This window comes from Mycobacterium asiaticum (genome assembly GCF_001668675.1).
Classification (GTDB): Bacteria; Actinomycetota; Actinomycetes; order Mycobacteriales; family Mycobacteriaceae; genus Mycobacterium; species Mycobacterium asiaticum_D.
On record NZ_LZKQ01000279.1, the window covers coordinates 1 to 14,144 of the forward strand.

14 protein-coding genes are annotated in these 14,144 nt (G+C 67.5%); 9 read left to right on the forward strand and 5 right to left on the reverse strand.

Features of this window, described 5'->3' with window-relative positions; all coding sequences use genetic code 11:
- The coding region (locus tag A9X01_RS23230; RefSeq protein ID WP_065123013.1) for an NAD(P)/FAD-dependent oxidoreductase at nt 1-720 on the reverse strand (720 nt) is incomplete at its 3' end.
- Nucleotides 721-732: 12 nt separating this feature from the next.
- Nucleotides 733-1,947, reverse strand: a complete 1,215-nt coding sequence (locus tag A9X01_RS23235; RefSeq protein WP_065122979.1) for a GNAT family N-acetyltransferase — start codon at nt 1,945-1,947, stop codon at nt 733-735.
- A 185-nt stretch (nt 1,948-2,132) separates the two neighbouring features.
- Between A9X01_RS23235 and A9X01_RS23240 the strand changes: the two genes are divergently transcribed.
- From A9X01_RS23240 to A9X01_RS23250, 3 genes are read left to right on the forward strand one after another with little or no spacing between them, the layout of a single operon-like run.
- A complete protein-coding gene (locus A9X01_RS23240) occupies nt 2,133-3,038 on the forward strand; it encodes a metal-dependent hydrolase (protein ID WP_065122980.1) in 906 nt (301 codons plus the stop codon).
- A complete protein-coding gene (locus A9X01_RS23245) occupies nt 3,035-3,223 on the forward strand; it encodes a ferredoxin (RefSeq protein ID WP_065122981.1) in 189 nt (62 codons plus the stop codon). Before A9X01_RS23240 ends, A9X01_RS23245 begins: the two co-directional genes overlap by 4 nt.
- 3 nt (nt 3,224-3,226) lie before the next feature.
- Entirely contained in the window at nt 3,227-4,429 is a 1,203-nt protein-coding gene (locus A9X01_RS23250) for an NAD(P)/FAD-dependent oxidoreductase (protein ID WP_065122982.1), read from the forward strand.
- Between the two features lie 3 nt (nt 4,430-4,432).
- On the opposite strand, the gene A9X01_RS23255 is transcribed toward A9X01_RS23250, so the two are convergent.
- Both A9X01_RS23255 and A9X01_RS23260 read right to left on the reverse strand, forming a co-directional pair.
- Nucleotides 4,433-5,905, reverse strand: a complete 1,473-nt coding sequence (locus tag A9X01_RS23255; RefSeq protein WP_065122983.1) for an FAD-dependent oxidoreductase — start codon at nt 5,903-5,905, stop codon at nt 4,433-4,435.
- A complete protein-coding gene (locus A9X01_RS23260) occupies nt 5,902-6,309 on the reverse strand; it encodes a hypothetical protein (RefSeq protein WP_065122984.1) in 408 nt (135 codons plus the stop codon). Before A9X01_RS23260 ends, A9X01_RS23255 begins: the two co-directional genes overlap by 4 nt.
- A gap of 86 nt (nt 6,310-6,395) precedes the next feature.
- Between A9X01_RS23260 and A9X01_RS23265 the strand changes: the two genes are divergently transcribed.
- Nucleotides 6,396-6,965, forward strand: a complete 570-nt coding sequence (locus A9X01_RS23265) for a TetR/AcrR family transcriptional regulator (protein ID WP_065122985.1) — start codon at nt 6,396-6,398, stop codon at nt 6,963-6,965.
- A 3-nt stretch (nt 6,966-6,968) separates the two neighbouring features.
- Here A9X01_RS23265 and A9X01_RS23270 read toward each other — a convergent pair whose 3' ends face one another.
- Nucleotides 6,969-7,865 (reverse strand): LysR family transcriptional regulator, encoded by an 897-nt coding sequence (locus A9X01_RS23270; protein WP_065122986.1) that lies wholly within the window; start codon nt 7,863-7,865, stop codon nt 6,969-6,971.
- 78 nt (nt 7,866-7,943) lie between these two features.
- Between A9X01_RS23270 and A9X01_RS23275 the strand changes: the two genes are divergently transcribed.
- The 5 genes from A9X01_RS23275 to A9X01_RS23295 all read left to right on the forward strand — a co-directional run bounded on the left by A9X01_RS23275 (nt 7,944) and on the right by A9X01_RS23295 (nt 14,144).
- Nucleotides 7,944-10,259, forward strand: coding sequence for a CehA/McbA family metallohydrolase domain-containing protein (locus tag A9X01_RS23275; protein WP_065122987.1), 2,316 nt, complete (start codon nt 7,944-7,946; stop codon nt 10,257-10,259).
- Between the two features lie 149 nt (nt 10,260-10,408).
- Nucleotides 10,409-11,431: an ABC transporter substrate-binding protein gene (locus A9X01_RS23280; RefSeq protein WP_065122988.1), complete on the forward strand. Its 1,023-nt coding sequence runs from the start codon at nt 10,409-10,411 to the stop codon at nt 11,429-11,431.
- Nucleotides 11,428-12,237 (forward strand): ABC transporter ATP-binding protein, encoded by an 810-nt coding sequence (locus A9X01_RS23285; protein WP_253849333.1) that lies wholly within the window; start codon nt 11,428-11,430, stop codon nt 12,235-12,237. Before A9X01_RS23280 ends, A9X01_RS23285 begins: the two co-directional genes overlap by 4 nt.
- Nucleotides 12,227-13,078 (forward strand): ABC transporter permease, encoded by an 852-nt coding sequence (locus A9X01_RS23290; protein WP_253849335.1) that lies wholly within the window; start codon nt 12,227-12,229, stop codon nt 13,076-13,078. The genes A9X01_RS23285 and A9X01_RS23290 overlap by 11 nt, the downstream gene beginning before the upstream one ends.
- Nucleotides 13,071-14,144, forward strand: a complete 1,074-nt coding sequence (locus tag A9X01_RS23295; protein WP_065122989.1) for a metallophosphoesterase family protein — start codon at nt 13,071-13,073, stop codon at nt 14,142-14,144. Before A9X01_RS23290 ends, A9X01_RS23295 begins: the two co-directional genes overlap by 8 nt.

Sequence of the window (14,144 nt, forward strand, 5' to 3'; positions counted from 1 at the left end):
CGCCGGGTCCGCGAGGTCCTGACCGAAGGCCCAGCGGCCGGTGCTGCCGATCGGCAGGCCGTAGCCCTCCGGCGCGGACAGGCAGGCGGCGCCGGTCGCATCGGCGCCCTGGTAGGTAAACCGGGTGTGCGGGCCGAACTCGATGTCGAGTGGACCGAACAGGGCGGGGGTCTGCACCCCCGCGCAGATCAGCACCCTCTCGGCCCGCAGCTGCGTTCCATCCCCGAGTGCGACCGCGCCGTCGTCGGCGACCGACCGGACGTCGGCGCGCCGGATGTCCGCGCGCTGGGCCAGCGCGGTCAACGCGCGACGGATGCGCAGGCTGCCGCCGAGCGGGTCGAAAATGCCGGTCTCCCAGGGCACGTCGACAAAGGGTAGGCGTGCCGCGATTCCTCCACGGTCGAGCCGCCGGAACTCGGCGCCGGCGTCGCGCATGGCGGCGGCGACAGCGTCGACAGCACCAGCGGAAATGAAACCCTCGGAGCCCAGTAGCCGTCCGGCGCCGAAAATCGACTCCCAGCCCTGCCAACCAATACGGGCGTGCAGCGCAAGCCGACACAACTCCGGGCGTTGGTGTGCAATGCGGAAGATCCGCGCCAGCCCGACCGACTGTTCGGCGAACGGCTCGCCACGCTCGATCACCAGCGCGCGCTCGCCGCGCCGGGACAGTGCGTAGGCGGCCGCCAGCCCCGAGATGCCGGCGCCGACGATGACGATCATGCTCAGCAGCACTCAGAAGTAGAAGCCGGCGTAGGGAGCGACGGGCACCGCGAACAACTCGTCGGCGATCGTCAGCGCTGCGGGATCGTCGGCCCGCGCCAGCCCGGCCAGAGCGAGACCGCGCCACGTCGCACCGCCGAGCAGGACCGCGCCCAGACCGTCGACGTCAACCTGCACGTCCGGCGAGCGATCGGTAAGCGAAGCGCCGTCGCCGCTGATCGCGAAGACTCCCGAGTTACCCTGCAACAGCGCATCATTGACCGCCAGGGTGAATGAACCGGCACCGGAGTAGCGGCGCGCGGCGAGCGCGTTCGGTACATCGATGATGCGCAACCACGTCTCGTCGTGGACCGCGGTAACCTTGGCGGCGCGCCGATCCGCCAGCAGCGACGGCAGCGGGTCGTCGACGGGCAGCATCCAGAACACCACGCGGTCGACCAGATCCAAACCCAGCAGGAAACGGAGCAAACCGAGGTACGCGTCGGTGGTGGGGGCGAAGAAGTCCTCCACCACGATGGTGCGCTGGTCGCTGACGAACCACCGTTCGGTGTCGATGGGACGGTAGCGGGCGAAGCCCGACTCCGATCCGGGTTCGCCGTGCACCGCGATATACAAAGGGCCAGGCCCGGATTCACTGCGCAATCGGAGGCTTTGCCACCACACCGGGGGGCGGTCGATGGTGCCCGGCCGGGCCGGGCGGTGCGCGGAATAGATGCGTGGCAACACGTCCCATGCCTGCGTCACGTCGAGCAACCGCACCGGCCCACCCGGCCCAACGCCTGGCCGGAACGCCGCCCGCGCCGTCTGCACCTCCACGCTCTGCGTGGAACTGGCCACCCCGTAGCCGTAACGCCCGTAGATCGTCGCCTCCGAGGCCCGCAATGTCGCGACCACCTCACCGCGGGCGGCGAAGTCGCGCAATTGATGTCCGACCAGACCGCTGGCAATGCCTCGCCGGGTGTAGGACGGCAGGACCCCGATGTGCGTCACGGCGGCATGGCCCACGACCTCACCGCCGGGCAGGGTCAGTGTGCTGGTCACCGCGTCGGCGGTGCCGACCAGGCGGTCATCGACGAACGCGCCGATGGTCCGGCCGGGCTCGAGCATGGTGGCGATCTGACCGGGCGCCAGGTCCAGCGGCGGGAATCCGACCATGGCGGTGCGGAACACGTTCGACGCGGCCAGCAGATCTGCTTCGCCGTCGAGCACGCGGATGTCGGTGGTCACCCCACTCTTCTTACGCCATGGCGCGGATCAGTCGCCGCCGGCACGTTAGACCGCCGAGCCGGTGGGTACACGTTGAGTGAACGGTTGTTCGCAGATCATCCGCGCAGCCCGGTAGTCCCTGCGGGCAGCCGCTCTGTCACTGTACGAACGCGCCAAGAGTGCTCAGCGGGCGGGAGGAATCACGTATGCCAGAAGTGGCACTTCATCACGACGGACACCCGAAATTCCGACGGATGGTTCGCTTCGACTGGTCGGGGACGCCTCTGCATTGGGTCCCCGATGACCCGTTTTCCACACACATGATCAACGTCCTGCATCTGTTGTTGCCCGAGGGTGAGCGCCACTTCATCAAGGCGGTACTCGAGGCCTCGTCGCTGGTCGACGATCCGGAGTTGGAGGCGGCCATCAAACCGTTCATCCAGCAGGAATCCTGGCATGCGTGGGCGCACCAAGTGGTGCTTGACCATCTGGCCGAACAGGGTATTGACACCAAGCCGTACACCGAGCGACTGGGTAAGACGTTGTCGTTGAGCCTCGGTGATCCGCCCAAGTACTTCCCACCGCCGCTGCGCCGCTGGTGGCTGTACCGGCGTCTGGCGGATGTGGCCGCACTCGAACACTTCACCGCGATGTTGGGCGAGTGGGTGCTGACCAACCGGGGACTGGACTACGCCCGCGCCGACCCGATGATGCTGGATCTGCTGCGCTGGCACGGCGCGGAGGAAGTCGAGCATCGCTCCCTGGTGTTCGACGTGTACCAGCACGTCTGTGGGAGCTACGTCATCCGCGCTTTCTCCATGTTCATGACCGCACCGCTGTTCATCGGCTGGTGGATCGCCGGAGCCAAGTACCTGATGAACCACGACCCGACCATCGATCAGAAATGGCGATGGCGCGACTGGATGCGGGCGGCCCGGCAATACCGGCTTCCGAGCCCGTGGAAGCTGTTGGTGACATCGCCGGTGCGGTACATGCGGCCCAGCCATCACCCCAGCGGCGAGGCGGACACGCAGATGGCGATCGACTACCTGAACTATTCGCCGGTGGCCAAGGCCGCTCGCGAGCGCGCACAAAAGGCGGCGCTGCGATGAAGGTTTCAGTGGATCTGGACACGTGTGACGGCAACGGCGTGTGCATGAGCATCTGCCACGAGGTGTTCGAGGTGGCCGAGGACGGCCTCCATGTCCTGCAGGAGGAACCGGGCGAAGAATTCCGTCAGCAGTTGAAGGGCGCCGAAGTGTCCTGCCCGACCCAGGCGATCACGGTAAGGGACTGAACGATGCCGACGTCCCTCAAACAAGTGGTTGTCGTCGGTGCGGGGATTGCCGGGACGCGCGCCGCCGAGACGCTGCGGCAGGACGGCTACGACGGCGAGCTCACGATCGTGGGTGCGGAACGCTGCGCGCCCTATCATCGTCCGCCGCTATCGAAAAAGTTGCTCAGTGGGAAGGTGCACCGCGCCGGCATCGACCTGGCGCCGCAGTTCGAGATGGAAGCACGGGTCCTACGCGGCGCGTCGGCACTCGGGTTGGACATGTCGGCCCGAACCCTGCGGGTCCGCGACGGCGACGACGAATTCCCTTTGCAATTTGACGGTTTGGTGATCGCCAGCGGCGCGGTTCCGCGTGAGTGGCCGAACGGGCCAGTGCCGGACGGCGTGATGTTGCTTCGCACGGTCGACGACTGCCTGGCAATTCGCGAGCGACTGAGCTCGCGGCCCCGGGTCGTCGTGGTCGGAGGGGGATTCATCGGTGCCGAGGTCGCCGCAACCTGCCGGGAGATCGGGCTCGAGGTGGTGCTGATCGAGCGATCCGCCAATCCGTTGCTCGCCGCGCTGGGCGGGGAGTTGGCGCCGCACTGGGCCGACCTGCACCGCCAGCATGGCGTCGATCTGCGGGTCGATGTCGGCGTCGACGAGTTCGTCGGCAACGGCCATGTGGAGGCCGTCCGCCTCACCGACGGCTCGCAGGTGCCTGCCGATCTCGTCGTCATCGGCTTGGGTGTCACGCCGGCGACGGACTGGCTCGAGGGTTCCGGACTGCGGGTGGACGACGGAGTGGTCTGCGATGCGACGGGCACGGTCGAAGGAGGTACCGACGTCGTGGCCGCCGGTGACGTGGCGTCCTGGTGGCACCCGCTGTACGGGCGCCAGCTACGTATCGAGCACTGGGATCATGCCGGCCGTCAGGGCGCGGCCGCAGCCCGGACGCTGTTGGCGGGTCACGATCGCGCGTCGGAGTATCGCGAAGTACCCTATTTCTGGTCGGACCAGTATGACGTCAAGGTCCAGATGCTGGGCGTCCCAACCGATTACGACGCGACGAAAATCCTCGAGGGGGATCCCGCGACATGGGAATTCGTCGCTGCCTATGGCCGCGACGGTCATACAACGGCGGTGCTGGGCACGGTACCGGGGCGCGTGGACGCCTATCGGGATATCGTCCGGACTCAAGCGGAATTCCCGCCCAGTCCAGCGGATTAGCGGTCAGGGCACGGCTTGCAGGCCGGCGCCATGAACGCGCCCGGCTCCCGTCCACCGGGTCAGCGCCGCGGACCACCCGGTCCGATCGGCCGACTTCCCGGCCCAGGCGATGTAGCCGTCCGGTCGCACCAGCACGGCCGGACCGTCATCACAGCGTTCGGCCTGGTGCAGGTCGACGGCATCGGCAGCGGCGGCGCCCTGTTCGCGGACCAACACGAAACCGGGCAGGATCCGCTGCAACTCGGTGAGCCGTCCCTGGGTGAGCGCGATCTGGGTGGCGCGGGTACCCACCAGCGGGTGGTCGTCGCGGCGGCGGCCGTACCGCAATGTTGTTCCGGCAAAGCTGCCTGCGACCGTGTCGCGCACCCGGGCGACGCGAAGCAGCCTCGGTGCCAGCAGGTTTCGCAGCGCTCGCCCCACGCGGGGATGCAGTGTCACGCCGCGGGCCAGCATGCCGGACTGGAACAGCACCCGTTTGGCGATCGGGTACCGCTCGTCGTGATAGGTGTCGAGCACTCCGGTATCCGCACCGCCGAGTACGGCGTCGATCTTCCACGCCAGGTTCGCCGCATCCTGGATGCCGGTGTTCATGCCCTGCCCGCCCATCGGCGAGTGCACGTGGGCGGCGTCACCGGCCAGGAAAACACGACCGTGCCGATAGCGCGTGACTTGCCTTTCCTCACAATGGAATCGGGATTTCCACTGGATGTCCCGCACGGTCAGTTCGGCACCCATGGCCCGGTCGAGGATGGTGATGATCTCCTCGTCGGAGACAGGCTGGTCATCGGGCACCTGATAGCCGCGGTCCCAGGTCATGGCCCGGTACCACGAGCCCTGCGCGTCACGCCGCTGATACGGCGCCAGGAACGCGAACGAGTCTCGGGTGCTGCCGACCTTCAGTCCGTCGCCGGCGGGCGGGTGCGCCAGCTTGACATCAGCCAGCACGATCGAGGACAGCACCGTCTTGCCGGGAAAATCCGCGCCCAGCAAGGAGCGGACCGTGCTGTGCGCGCCGTCGGCCCCGATCAGATACTTTGCGCGCCAACGTCTCCCGCCAGCCGTGCGGACAGTGACCCCGGTGGAATCCTGTTCCAGTCCGGTGACCTCGATGCCGCGGCGGATTCTGGCGCCCTGCGCGACGGCGTACTCGCGCAGTGCCGCGTCGACGTTGGTCTGTGGGGTGACCGCCACGAACCGGTAGGGCGAGTCGAGTCGGGTGAGATCGATGCGGGCGCCGCCGAAGATCGTGACGCCGGGCGCCCGATGTGCCCGGGTCAGCACGTCCTCGGCCAGCCCGCGGGCGTCGAGCACCTCCAGAGTGCGGGCCATGGTGGCAAACGCCCGGCTGGCCGGGTTGACGGTGGGCCAGCGCTCCAGCACGGTGACCGACCGGCCGGCCCGCGCCAGGTCGCCGGCCGCGGTGAGGCCGGTGGGCCCGGCGCCCACGACGAGGACATCGACGTCATAGCCGCTCATTTCGCCACCGCCTCGGGGTGCGGGTACCAACGGCGGATGTCGTCGGGCGTGGACTGGGCGGCGTAATTGAACACGAAGCGGCAGTGGGGTTGTGCAATGTGCGCGGCATTGACGATCGCCTCGAAGAGCAGGGTGTTGCTTGCGACCAGCCGCACGCCGGCCCCGATCAGCACCGCGTCGTAGGACTTGGCTCGCAGCCAGTGGCGGGCCTTGGCGGCGCCCGCCTCACCGAAGTCGATCAGGCAGTTGTCGACCTGGTAGCCCGCCGCGCGCAACGCCGCGACGTTGTCGTCATTGGCGGCGCGCAGCTTCTCCCGGGTAAGGGCTGGGAACTGGGCGAACTCCGGCGCTGAGCAGTCGATCACGTCGGGGTCGAGACCTATCTGAATGGCGGTTACGGCCATGAGAACCTCCAAATTCAACAACTGTTGAAGTCAACGGTAAACCTCGGGTCTGGTCGTGTCAACAGTTGTTGAATACACTGCTGGGCATGCCTTTGAAGCCCCGCGAAAAGCGCGATGGACAAACAACGCGAGCGGCCATCCTGGCGACGGCGCGCTCGCAATTCGCAAACCATGGCTTCGAACGCACCACCATTCGTTCGATCGCGGCCGCGGCCGGTGTGGACCCGGCACTGGTCATGCACTACTTCGGGAGCAAGGCCGAATTATTCGCGGCCGCTTCACGATTCGAAATCACCTTCCCGGACCTCAGTGCGGTTCCGCCCGATCGGCTCGTCGAGGTGTTGCTGCCGATGTTCGTCTCGGTCTGGGGATCCGACGGACCGTTTCTGCCGCTGTTGCGCGCGGCCGCGACCAATCGCGCCGCCGCGGACGCCATGCTCGAGGTGTTCGTCGACCGGGTGGCGCCGGCTTTGGCTGCCGCGGTACCGGACCAACCCGCCGAGCGTGCCGCGCTGGTGGGATCCCAGGTGCTCGGGCTGGCAACGGCCCGCTACATCCTGCGGATCCCGGCGCTGACCGAGATGGACGACGCGACCCTCGCCGAATGGCTGCGTCCGGTGTTCGCGCGCTACCTGACCGGTCCGGTCAATTCGTGACGCCTATGTGATGCCTATGTGCTCGTGCACGCACTGGATGAAGGCATGGGTGGCCGCGGACCGCAGGCGGCTCGGCGGCGCCACCAGGTGAACCTCGCGCCGTAGGTCCGCGCCTCGCACGGGCAGCAGCACCAGCGTCGCGTTGACCTCGGCCCGGCTGCGGGCCACCGACTCGGGCAGCAACGCGACACCGAGCTGCTGGCAGACGAAGTGGATCACCTCGTCGACGCGGGTCACCTCGAAGGCGACCCGGCGCCGGACGTCGGCGAACCCGCGGTCGGTCTCGCGACGCAGGCCGTAGCCCGGCGGGAAGTCGATGAACGGGAGTTCGGCCAACTCCCGCAGCGACACCGACGGGCGGGCGGCCAGCCGATGTTCCTGCGGCAGCACGGCCACCAGCGACTCGGTGAACAGGTGCTCGAAGATGAGCTGGTCGCCGGACCGGGCGTCGTTGGAGCCGACGATCGCCGCGTCCAGGTTTCGGTCCCGGGTGGCCTGGACGAGCAGGTCGCTGCCGCCGCTGCGCAGCGTCACCGTGACGTCGGGGTAGCGGGCGTGGAAGGTCGCCATGAGCGCGGCGACGTCCAGACTCTCGGAGGGAATTTCCATCATCCCGACGCTAAGTCGGCCGGTCACCATTCCCCGCAGCGCTTGGGCATCGATCGCGATCTGATCCACCCCGGCGATGACCTGTCGGACCAGCGGCAGCAGGGCCTCGCCGGCCGGCGTCAGCGAGACTGAGCGGGTGGTGCGATTGAAAACGGAAACGCCCAGCTCATCCTCGAGTTTGCGGACCTGCTGGCTCAGCGCCGACTGCACCACGAACAGGGTCTCCGCGGCGCGGGTGAAGCTGCGCGTCTCGGCCACCGCGAGGACGTAGCGAAGTTGCTGAAGGTTCACGATCGATCACTTTCGATGATTGATCGGATCATATCTATGCGCTGGACGCCTAAGTGCCGGACGCACACAATAAGCGGCATGTCTGTCGTCGTGCGGCCCGTTGGCGGTCTCCGGACCAACGACTGCTCGTCGGTCGAGGTGCGGGACCGGATCACGGCCGAGTTCGCGACGCTGCCGTTTCTGGGTACTTTGACCTGCCAGACGGAGCGGGTCGTCGCAGGTGCGATCGAAGAAATCGTATTCACCTACACCGTCGGACAATCCGGCATCGCCGACAGCGGCTGGCTCAAGCTGTGCTTCCGCTATTACTCCGACTGGGACCTGCAGACCACCGACCCCGCCGGGCGCGACTTCGCCACCGCGTCGCTCGTCAGTCGCTCGGTGCTGGGCGGCGCATCGCCCGACGGCCGGGCCACCGTGCAGCGACTGGCCACCCGCTACGACGTCAAGGGCGGGGAGCGGCCCTTCCAGAAATCGCTGCTGGTTCACGTGGTGGACGGCTATCTGCGTCCCGGCGACGTGATCGAAATCAGGCTCGGGGACCGCCGATTCGGCGGACCGGGAACCCGGGTGCAGACCTTCGTCGAGGACGACTTCGAGGTGCACCTCTACGTCGACCCGCTCGGCACCTCCCGGATGGCGCATGCCGCGGTCGCCAAACTCGCCGTCACTCCCGGCCCGCCCGACCGCCTGGTGGTGCATGGGCCGCGGGTGGTCGGCGCCGGCACCACGATGGCGCGGTTGCGCACCCATCTGCAGGACCGGTGGGGCAACGCCTGCCAGGACGTCGCGGCGACGGTGCGCGCCGAGGCCGACGGCGAGAAGATCGCGGCCGCAACCACTCCGGCATCGGGTTGGGCGTATGCCGTCTTAGACGTTCCGGCGGAAAAGACTTCCATCAAGCTGACCGCCGCGGCCAACGGCGCCTCCTTCGGCCCTTGCACCGTCGCCATCGACGTCGTCGAGGACCTGCCCGCGCCGCGGGGATTGTTCTGCGATCTGCACGTGCATTCCAACGACACCGTCGGAACGCAGGACACGGACTGGAACCTGCGCTACGGGCGTGACATCGGCGGCCTGGACGTCCTCGGCTACACCGCCAACGATTTCCAGATCACCGACGGCGCCTGGTCCGAGGTGGTCGCGGCGTGCCGAACCGCCGCCGAGGACGGCACTTTCGTCTGTTTCCCCGGCGTGGAGTGGTGCGGGACCGCCGGTGTGGGCGGCGATCACAACGTCGTCTTCCTCGATGAGGACACCACCATCGCGCGATCGCTGGAATGGCGCCAGGGCATGGCCGCGGCCGCCCCGACCCCGCAGACGTGGCCGATCACCGAGCTGTACGCGGCCTACGAGAAAGAGCCGGAAGCCTATCTGCTGATTCCGCACGTCGGGGGCCGGCGAGCCGTCCTGGATTGGCACCATCCCGAGCTGGAGCGACTGATCGAGGTGCACTCCAGCTGGGGCAGCAGTCCGTGGTTCCTCGAGGATGCGCTGGCCCGCGGCCTCAAGGTCGGTGCCAGCGCCGCCAGCGACGAACACCGCGGCCGTCCCGGTGGTGGTGCACCGGGGGCCAACATCTTCGGCGGGCACGGTGGCCTGACCGGTGTGCTCGCCGAACAACTCACCGCCAAGCACGTCGGACGCGCGCTGCGCTCACGCCGCACCTGGGCGACCACGGGCGCACGGGCGGTGGCATTGCTGCGCAGCGGCGAGGACTGGATGGGTGATGAAATCCTCACGGCCGCCGCGGAACTCACCGCGGATTACGCTGTCTACGGCAGCACGGGCATCGAAGATCTGCTGATCTACGACACACACGGCCCGCTGTGGCGGCGCGACCTCAACGCCGAAACCGGGCTGTCGGATTCGCTGGTCCGGATCCGTTGGGGTGGTGCCCGGCACCGCGACCGTTACCGTTGGGCGACGTGGACGGGCCGGTTACAGGTCGACGGCAGCAGTCTCGACTCCGTAGCACCGTGGGCCATCAGCCATCCCGAACAGCGCATCGACACCGACGGCCAAGTCGTCAACTGGCACACCGCGACCTATGGTGCGGACATCGGATTGATCGTGCGGCTCGGTGACCTTGCCCAGGCGCGGCTGCACATCGAGACGACGGTGCTCGAAGAAGAACATCGTGCGAGCCTCACCGTGACCGGTGCGCAGTTGCTCGATCAGACCGAAATCACCGAGACCACAGGTGGTTTGAATTTGCACATCCAGGTCGAGCGCGTCGCCGACCCGTCGGCATTACCCGTCACCGTCACCGGTGCGCTGACACTGACGCTGCCGCGGGAGCGCAGCGCGGTCTATCTGCGGGCGGCGCAGAGTGACGGACACCAGATCTGGACCAGCCCGCTGTTCGTCACGCGAGCGCAGGCACAGCCATGATGACGGGCCACAGCGCGCTGACGCGGCGCCGGCACGTGGACTTCGGCCGCATCACCTGCGCGTCTTGTCCGGGTTCGCAGCACGCCGGCTGAGCACGCCGGTTCCGCCAAGTCCCGCCCCTTCCCACCCCTTCCCACCCCGGAGCACCCGTGTTTCCTCGTAAATATCTCTCTGCGGCAATCGCCTTCGCCCTCATCGGTGTGGCGGTGCTGGCCGGCTGCGGCGGTCACACCCCATCGTCGAACTCGTCCGGTGTCACCCTGCGGCTCGGCTACCTGACCCGGATCACCCACGCCTCCGCCCTGGTCGGCATTGACACCGGTGCGTTCGCGAAGAACCTGGGGCCGGGAGTCAAGTTCGAGCCACAGCCCTTCGGCCAGGGCACGGCCGAAACCACCGCATTGCTGTCCAACAATCTCGACGCCGCCTTCATCGGCCCCAACCCGGCGTTCAACGCGTGGCAGCGCTCAAACGGCACTGCCATCAAGATCATCTCCGGCTCCGCTTCCGGGGGGACCTCGCTCGTCGTCAAACCGGGCATCAACTCGGCGCAGGATTTCCGCGGGAAGACGTTCGCCGATCCGGCGCTGGGCGGCGCCCAAGACGTCAGCCTGCGGGACTGGCTGCTCAAGAACGGATTGAAGACCAATCCGCAAGGCGGCGGCGATGTCTCGATCAAACCGACCAACCCCGAGTCGGCGATCGTGCAGCAGTTCATCAACAATCAGATCGACGGCGCCATCGAATCCGCGCCCTACGATGTGCAGCTGGTCAACGCCGGCGGCGTGCGACTTTGGTCGGACCCCAACACGATCACCATTCTGGTGGTCCGGCAGGAGTTCTTGTCCGCTCACCCCGATGTCGTGGCCGGTCTGATCCGCGGGCAGATCGAAGCCAACGAGACGATCCACAACAATCCCGACGCCGCGGCCCGCTCCGCCAACGCCACGTTGACCAAGGCACTGGGCAGCGGGCTGCCGCAAGACGTCCTGACGGCGTCGTTCCAGGAGACGACGTTCACCAACGATCCCGGCGTGCAATCACTGAATGATCAAGTTCGTAAGGCGGTTTCGGTCGGGCTGTTGCAGCCGTTGAACCTCGACGGCATCTTCGACCTCGGCCCCCTCAATCGCGAGCTCGCGGCGAAGGGTGCGCCGCCGGTGGCGGCGTGACGACCGCCGCACTACGCGGTGCCGCCGTGCCGGATCCCGCCGTCACAGACGCCTCGCCGCCCCCGGCGGCCGTGCGGCTGGCCGAGGTCACCAAGCGCTTCGGTAAGGGAGCGTCGTCCGTGGCGGCCCTGGGCCCGCTGTCACTGACGGTCACCGCGGGTGAATTCGTCTGTGTGGTCGGCGTTTCGGGGTGCGGGAAGAGCACGCTGCTGTCCCTGATCGCCAAGCTCGACAAGGCGACATCCGGCTCGGTCGAGACCGGCGATCGCCGCATCGCGATGATGTTCCAGGAGCCGGCCCTGTTCCCCTGGCTGACCGCGGCGGACAACGTGGAAATGGCCTTGCGGGCGCGTGCCATCCCCCGCCGGCAGCGGCGCGCGACGGCCCGCGAACTCCTGCACACCGTCGGACTGTCCGAGTCCGCGGACCGGCGACCTCATCAATTGTCCGGCGGCATGCAGCAGCGGGTCGCGCTGGCCCGAGCGCTGGCCCAGGATGCCGATGTGCTGTTGATGGACGAGCCGTTCGCTGCGCTGGACGCATTGACCCGGGACCGCCTGCAGGCCGAGCTGGAGCGGATTGTATTGTCCCGCAATCTCACCGTGGTCTTCGTCACGCACAACGTGCGGGAGGCGGTGCGCCTTGCCGACCGCGTGGTGCTGCTGAGTCAACGGCCCGCAAGCGTCGTCCAACAGTTCGCGGTTCCGTTGTCACGTCCCCGGGACATCAACACCGCAGAGGTCGCGGAGTTGGCCGCACACATCACCGAGCAACTCAACCGCAGCGGGAACGCCAGTGACACCTGAACTCGACCAGCCCGTCCGGCTCCCCTTGGCCGCACGCGGCGCCGGCAGCGGCATCATCACCCGCATCGCGTCGGCCGTCTGGCCGAAACTCGTTGCGCTCACGGTGGCGATCGCCGTCTGGCAACTGATCGTCCTGAGCGGGTGGAAACCGTCGTTCGTGCTGCCAGGTCCCGCCACCGTGGCCGAGAACCTCTGGCGCCAGCTGCAGGGACCACTGCTCTGGGACGCCATCGGGACCACGATGGAGCGCGCCGTGACCGGATTTGCGCTGGCCGCGCTGATCGGCTCGGTGATCGGCGCGCTCATCGCGCGAAACAGGCCGTTACGCACCGCCTTCGGCCCGCTGATCACCGGTCTGCAAACGATGCCGGCGATCGCGTGGTTTCCGTTCGCCATCATCTTCTTCGGGCTCAACACCTCGGCGATCCTGTTCGTGATCGTCATCGGAGCAGTGCCTTCGGTGGCGCTCGGGGTAATCTCCGGGGTCGACCACATTCCGCCGGTACTGCTCCGCGCGGCAAAGGCACTGCAGCTCAAGCCCTTCGCCCTCTATCGGCATGTGATACTGCCCGCCGCCCTGCCGATGTTCGTCGCCGGGCTCAAACAGGGATGGGCCTTCGCCTGGCGCAGCCTGATGGCCGGTGAGTTGGTGGTACTGGTCGCCAACACTTCGTCGATCGGGGTGCTGCTGGAAAACGCGCAGAACCTCACCGACATGCCCTCGGCGATGGCCATCATGATCGTCATTCTGACGATCGGGATTCTCGTCGACGCGTTGTTCAGCTGGCTGGATGTGCGCATCCGGCGGCGGTGGGGCCTGTTGGACGACCACGATGCGTGACCGACGGGCCGCACGTCCGCTCCGGCTGTGGGCATTCGGCGACGCGCATGTCGGCACGGACAAGAAGCATGGGCGAGAAAGCCTGGCCGAGGCCATCGCTCACTCCGAGAGCGACGGATTCGAATGGGATCTGGCAATCGACGTCGGGGATATGTCGGGCGCACATCACAGCCTGCCCGACGACGCCGAGGGACGCGAGGTGCGGCGCCAGTTCGGCGCGCTGCGCCGGCACCGCCGCGAGGACGTCTACAGCGTGTCGGGCAATCACGACCGCAACGGCCTCGACGAGCCGGACGCGTGGTGGTGGCAGAAGTGGATCGATCCGTTGGGCGAGCACACCGAGAGTTCCGGGGTGGACCCGCGGGCTCGCCGCTATCCGGTTACCGGAACCTGGGAGCGGTACTCATTTCGGGTTGGGAACCTGCTTTTTCTGATGATGAGCGACCGCAACGAGCCGACGCAGGCGGTCGGCCGGGGAACCCTGGGCGGCAATCCGGGTGGGGTGGTCAGCGGCGAGACGTTCCGGTGGTGGAAGGACATGGTGTCACGCCACCCCCACCTCAACGTGATCACGGGGCATCACTATGTGTTGAAGGACACCACCGTCGCCTCGGGCGAATGGGAGGGCGTGCGCAAGGGACCCGACGGGCAGTGGCACGAGCATTACCACCGCCCCTTCACCCAGGGCACCCCGAACGGGGCGTCGTACCTCTACTGGGTCGACAGCAAGCCCGACTCCGGTCAATTCGAATCCTTCCTTGCCGAACACCCGGGCCGGGTGGCGATGTGGCTCGCCGGGCATACGCACACCCACCCCGATGACAACCACGGGAACAAGACGCACATCGAGCAGCGCTGGGGCACCTGGTTTCTCAATGTCGCCTCGCTGAGTCGCCATCACATGCCGATCACCACCCTGCCGATCAGCAGGTTGCTCACCTTCACACCCGGCAGCCCAAACGTTCGCGTGCAGTGCTACCTGCACACCGATCAGCACGCCCCGCAGGGTTGGTACCAGCCCGCGGAGCGTACGATCACCCTGCCCCGACCCTTCCGGTGGTGTTGA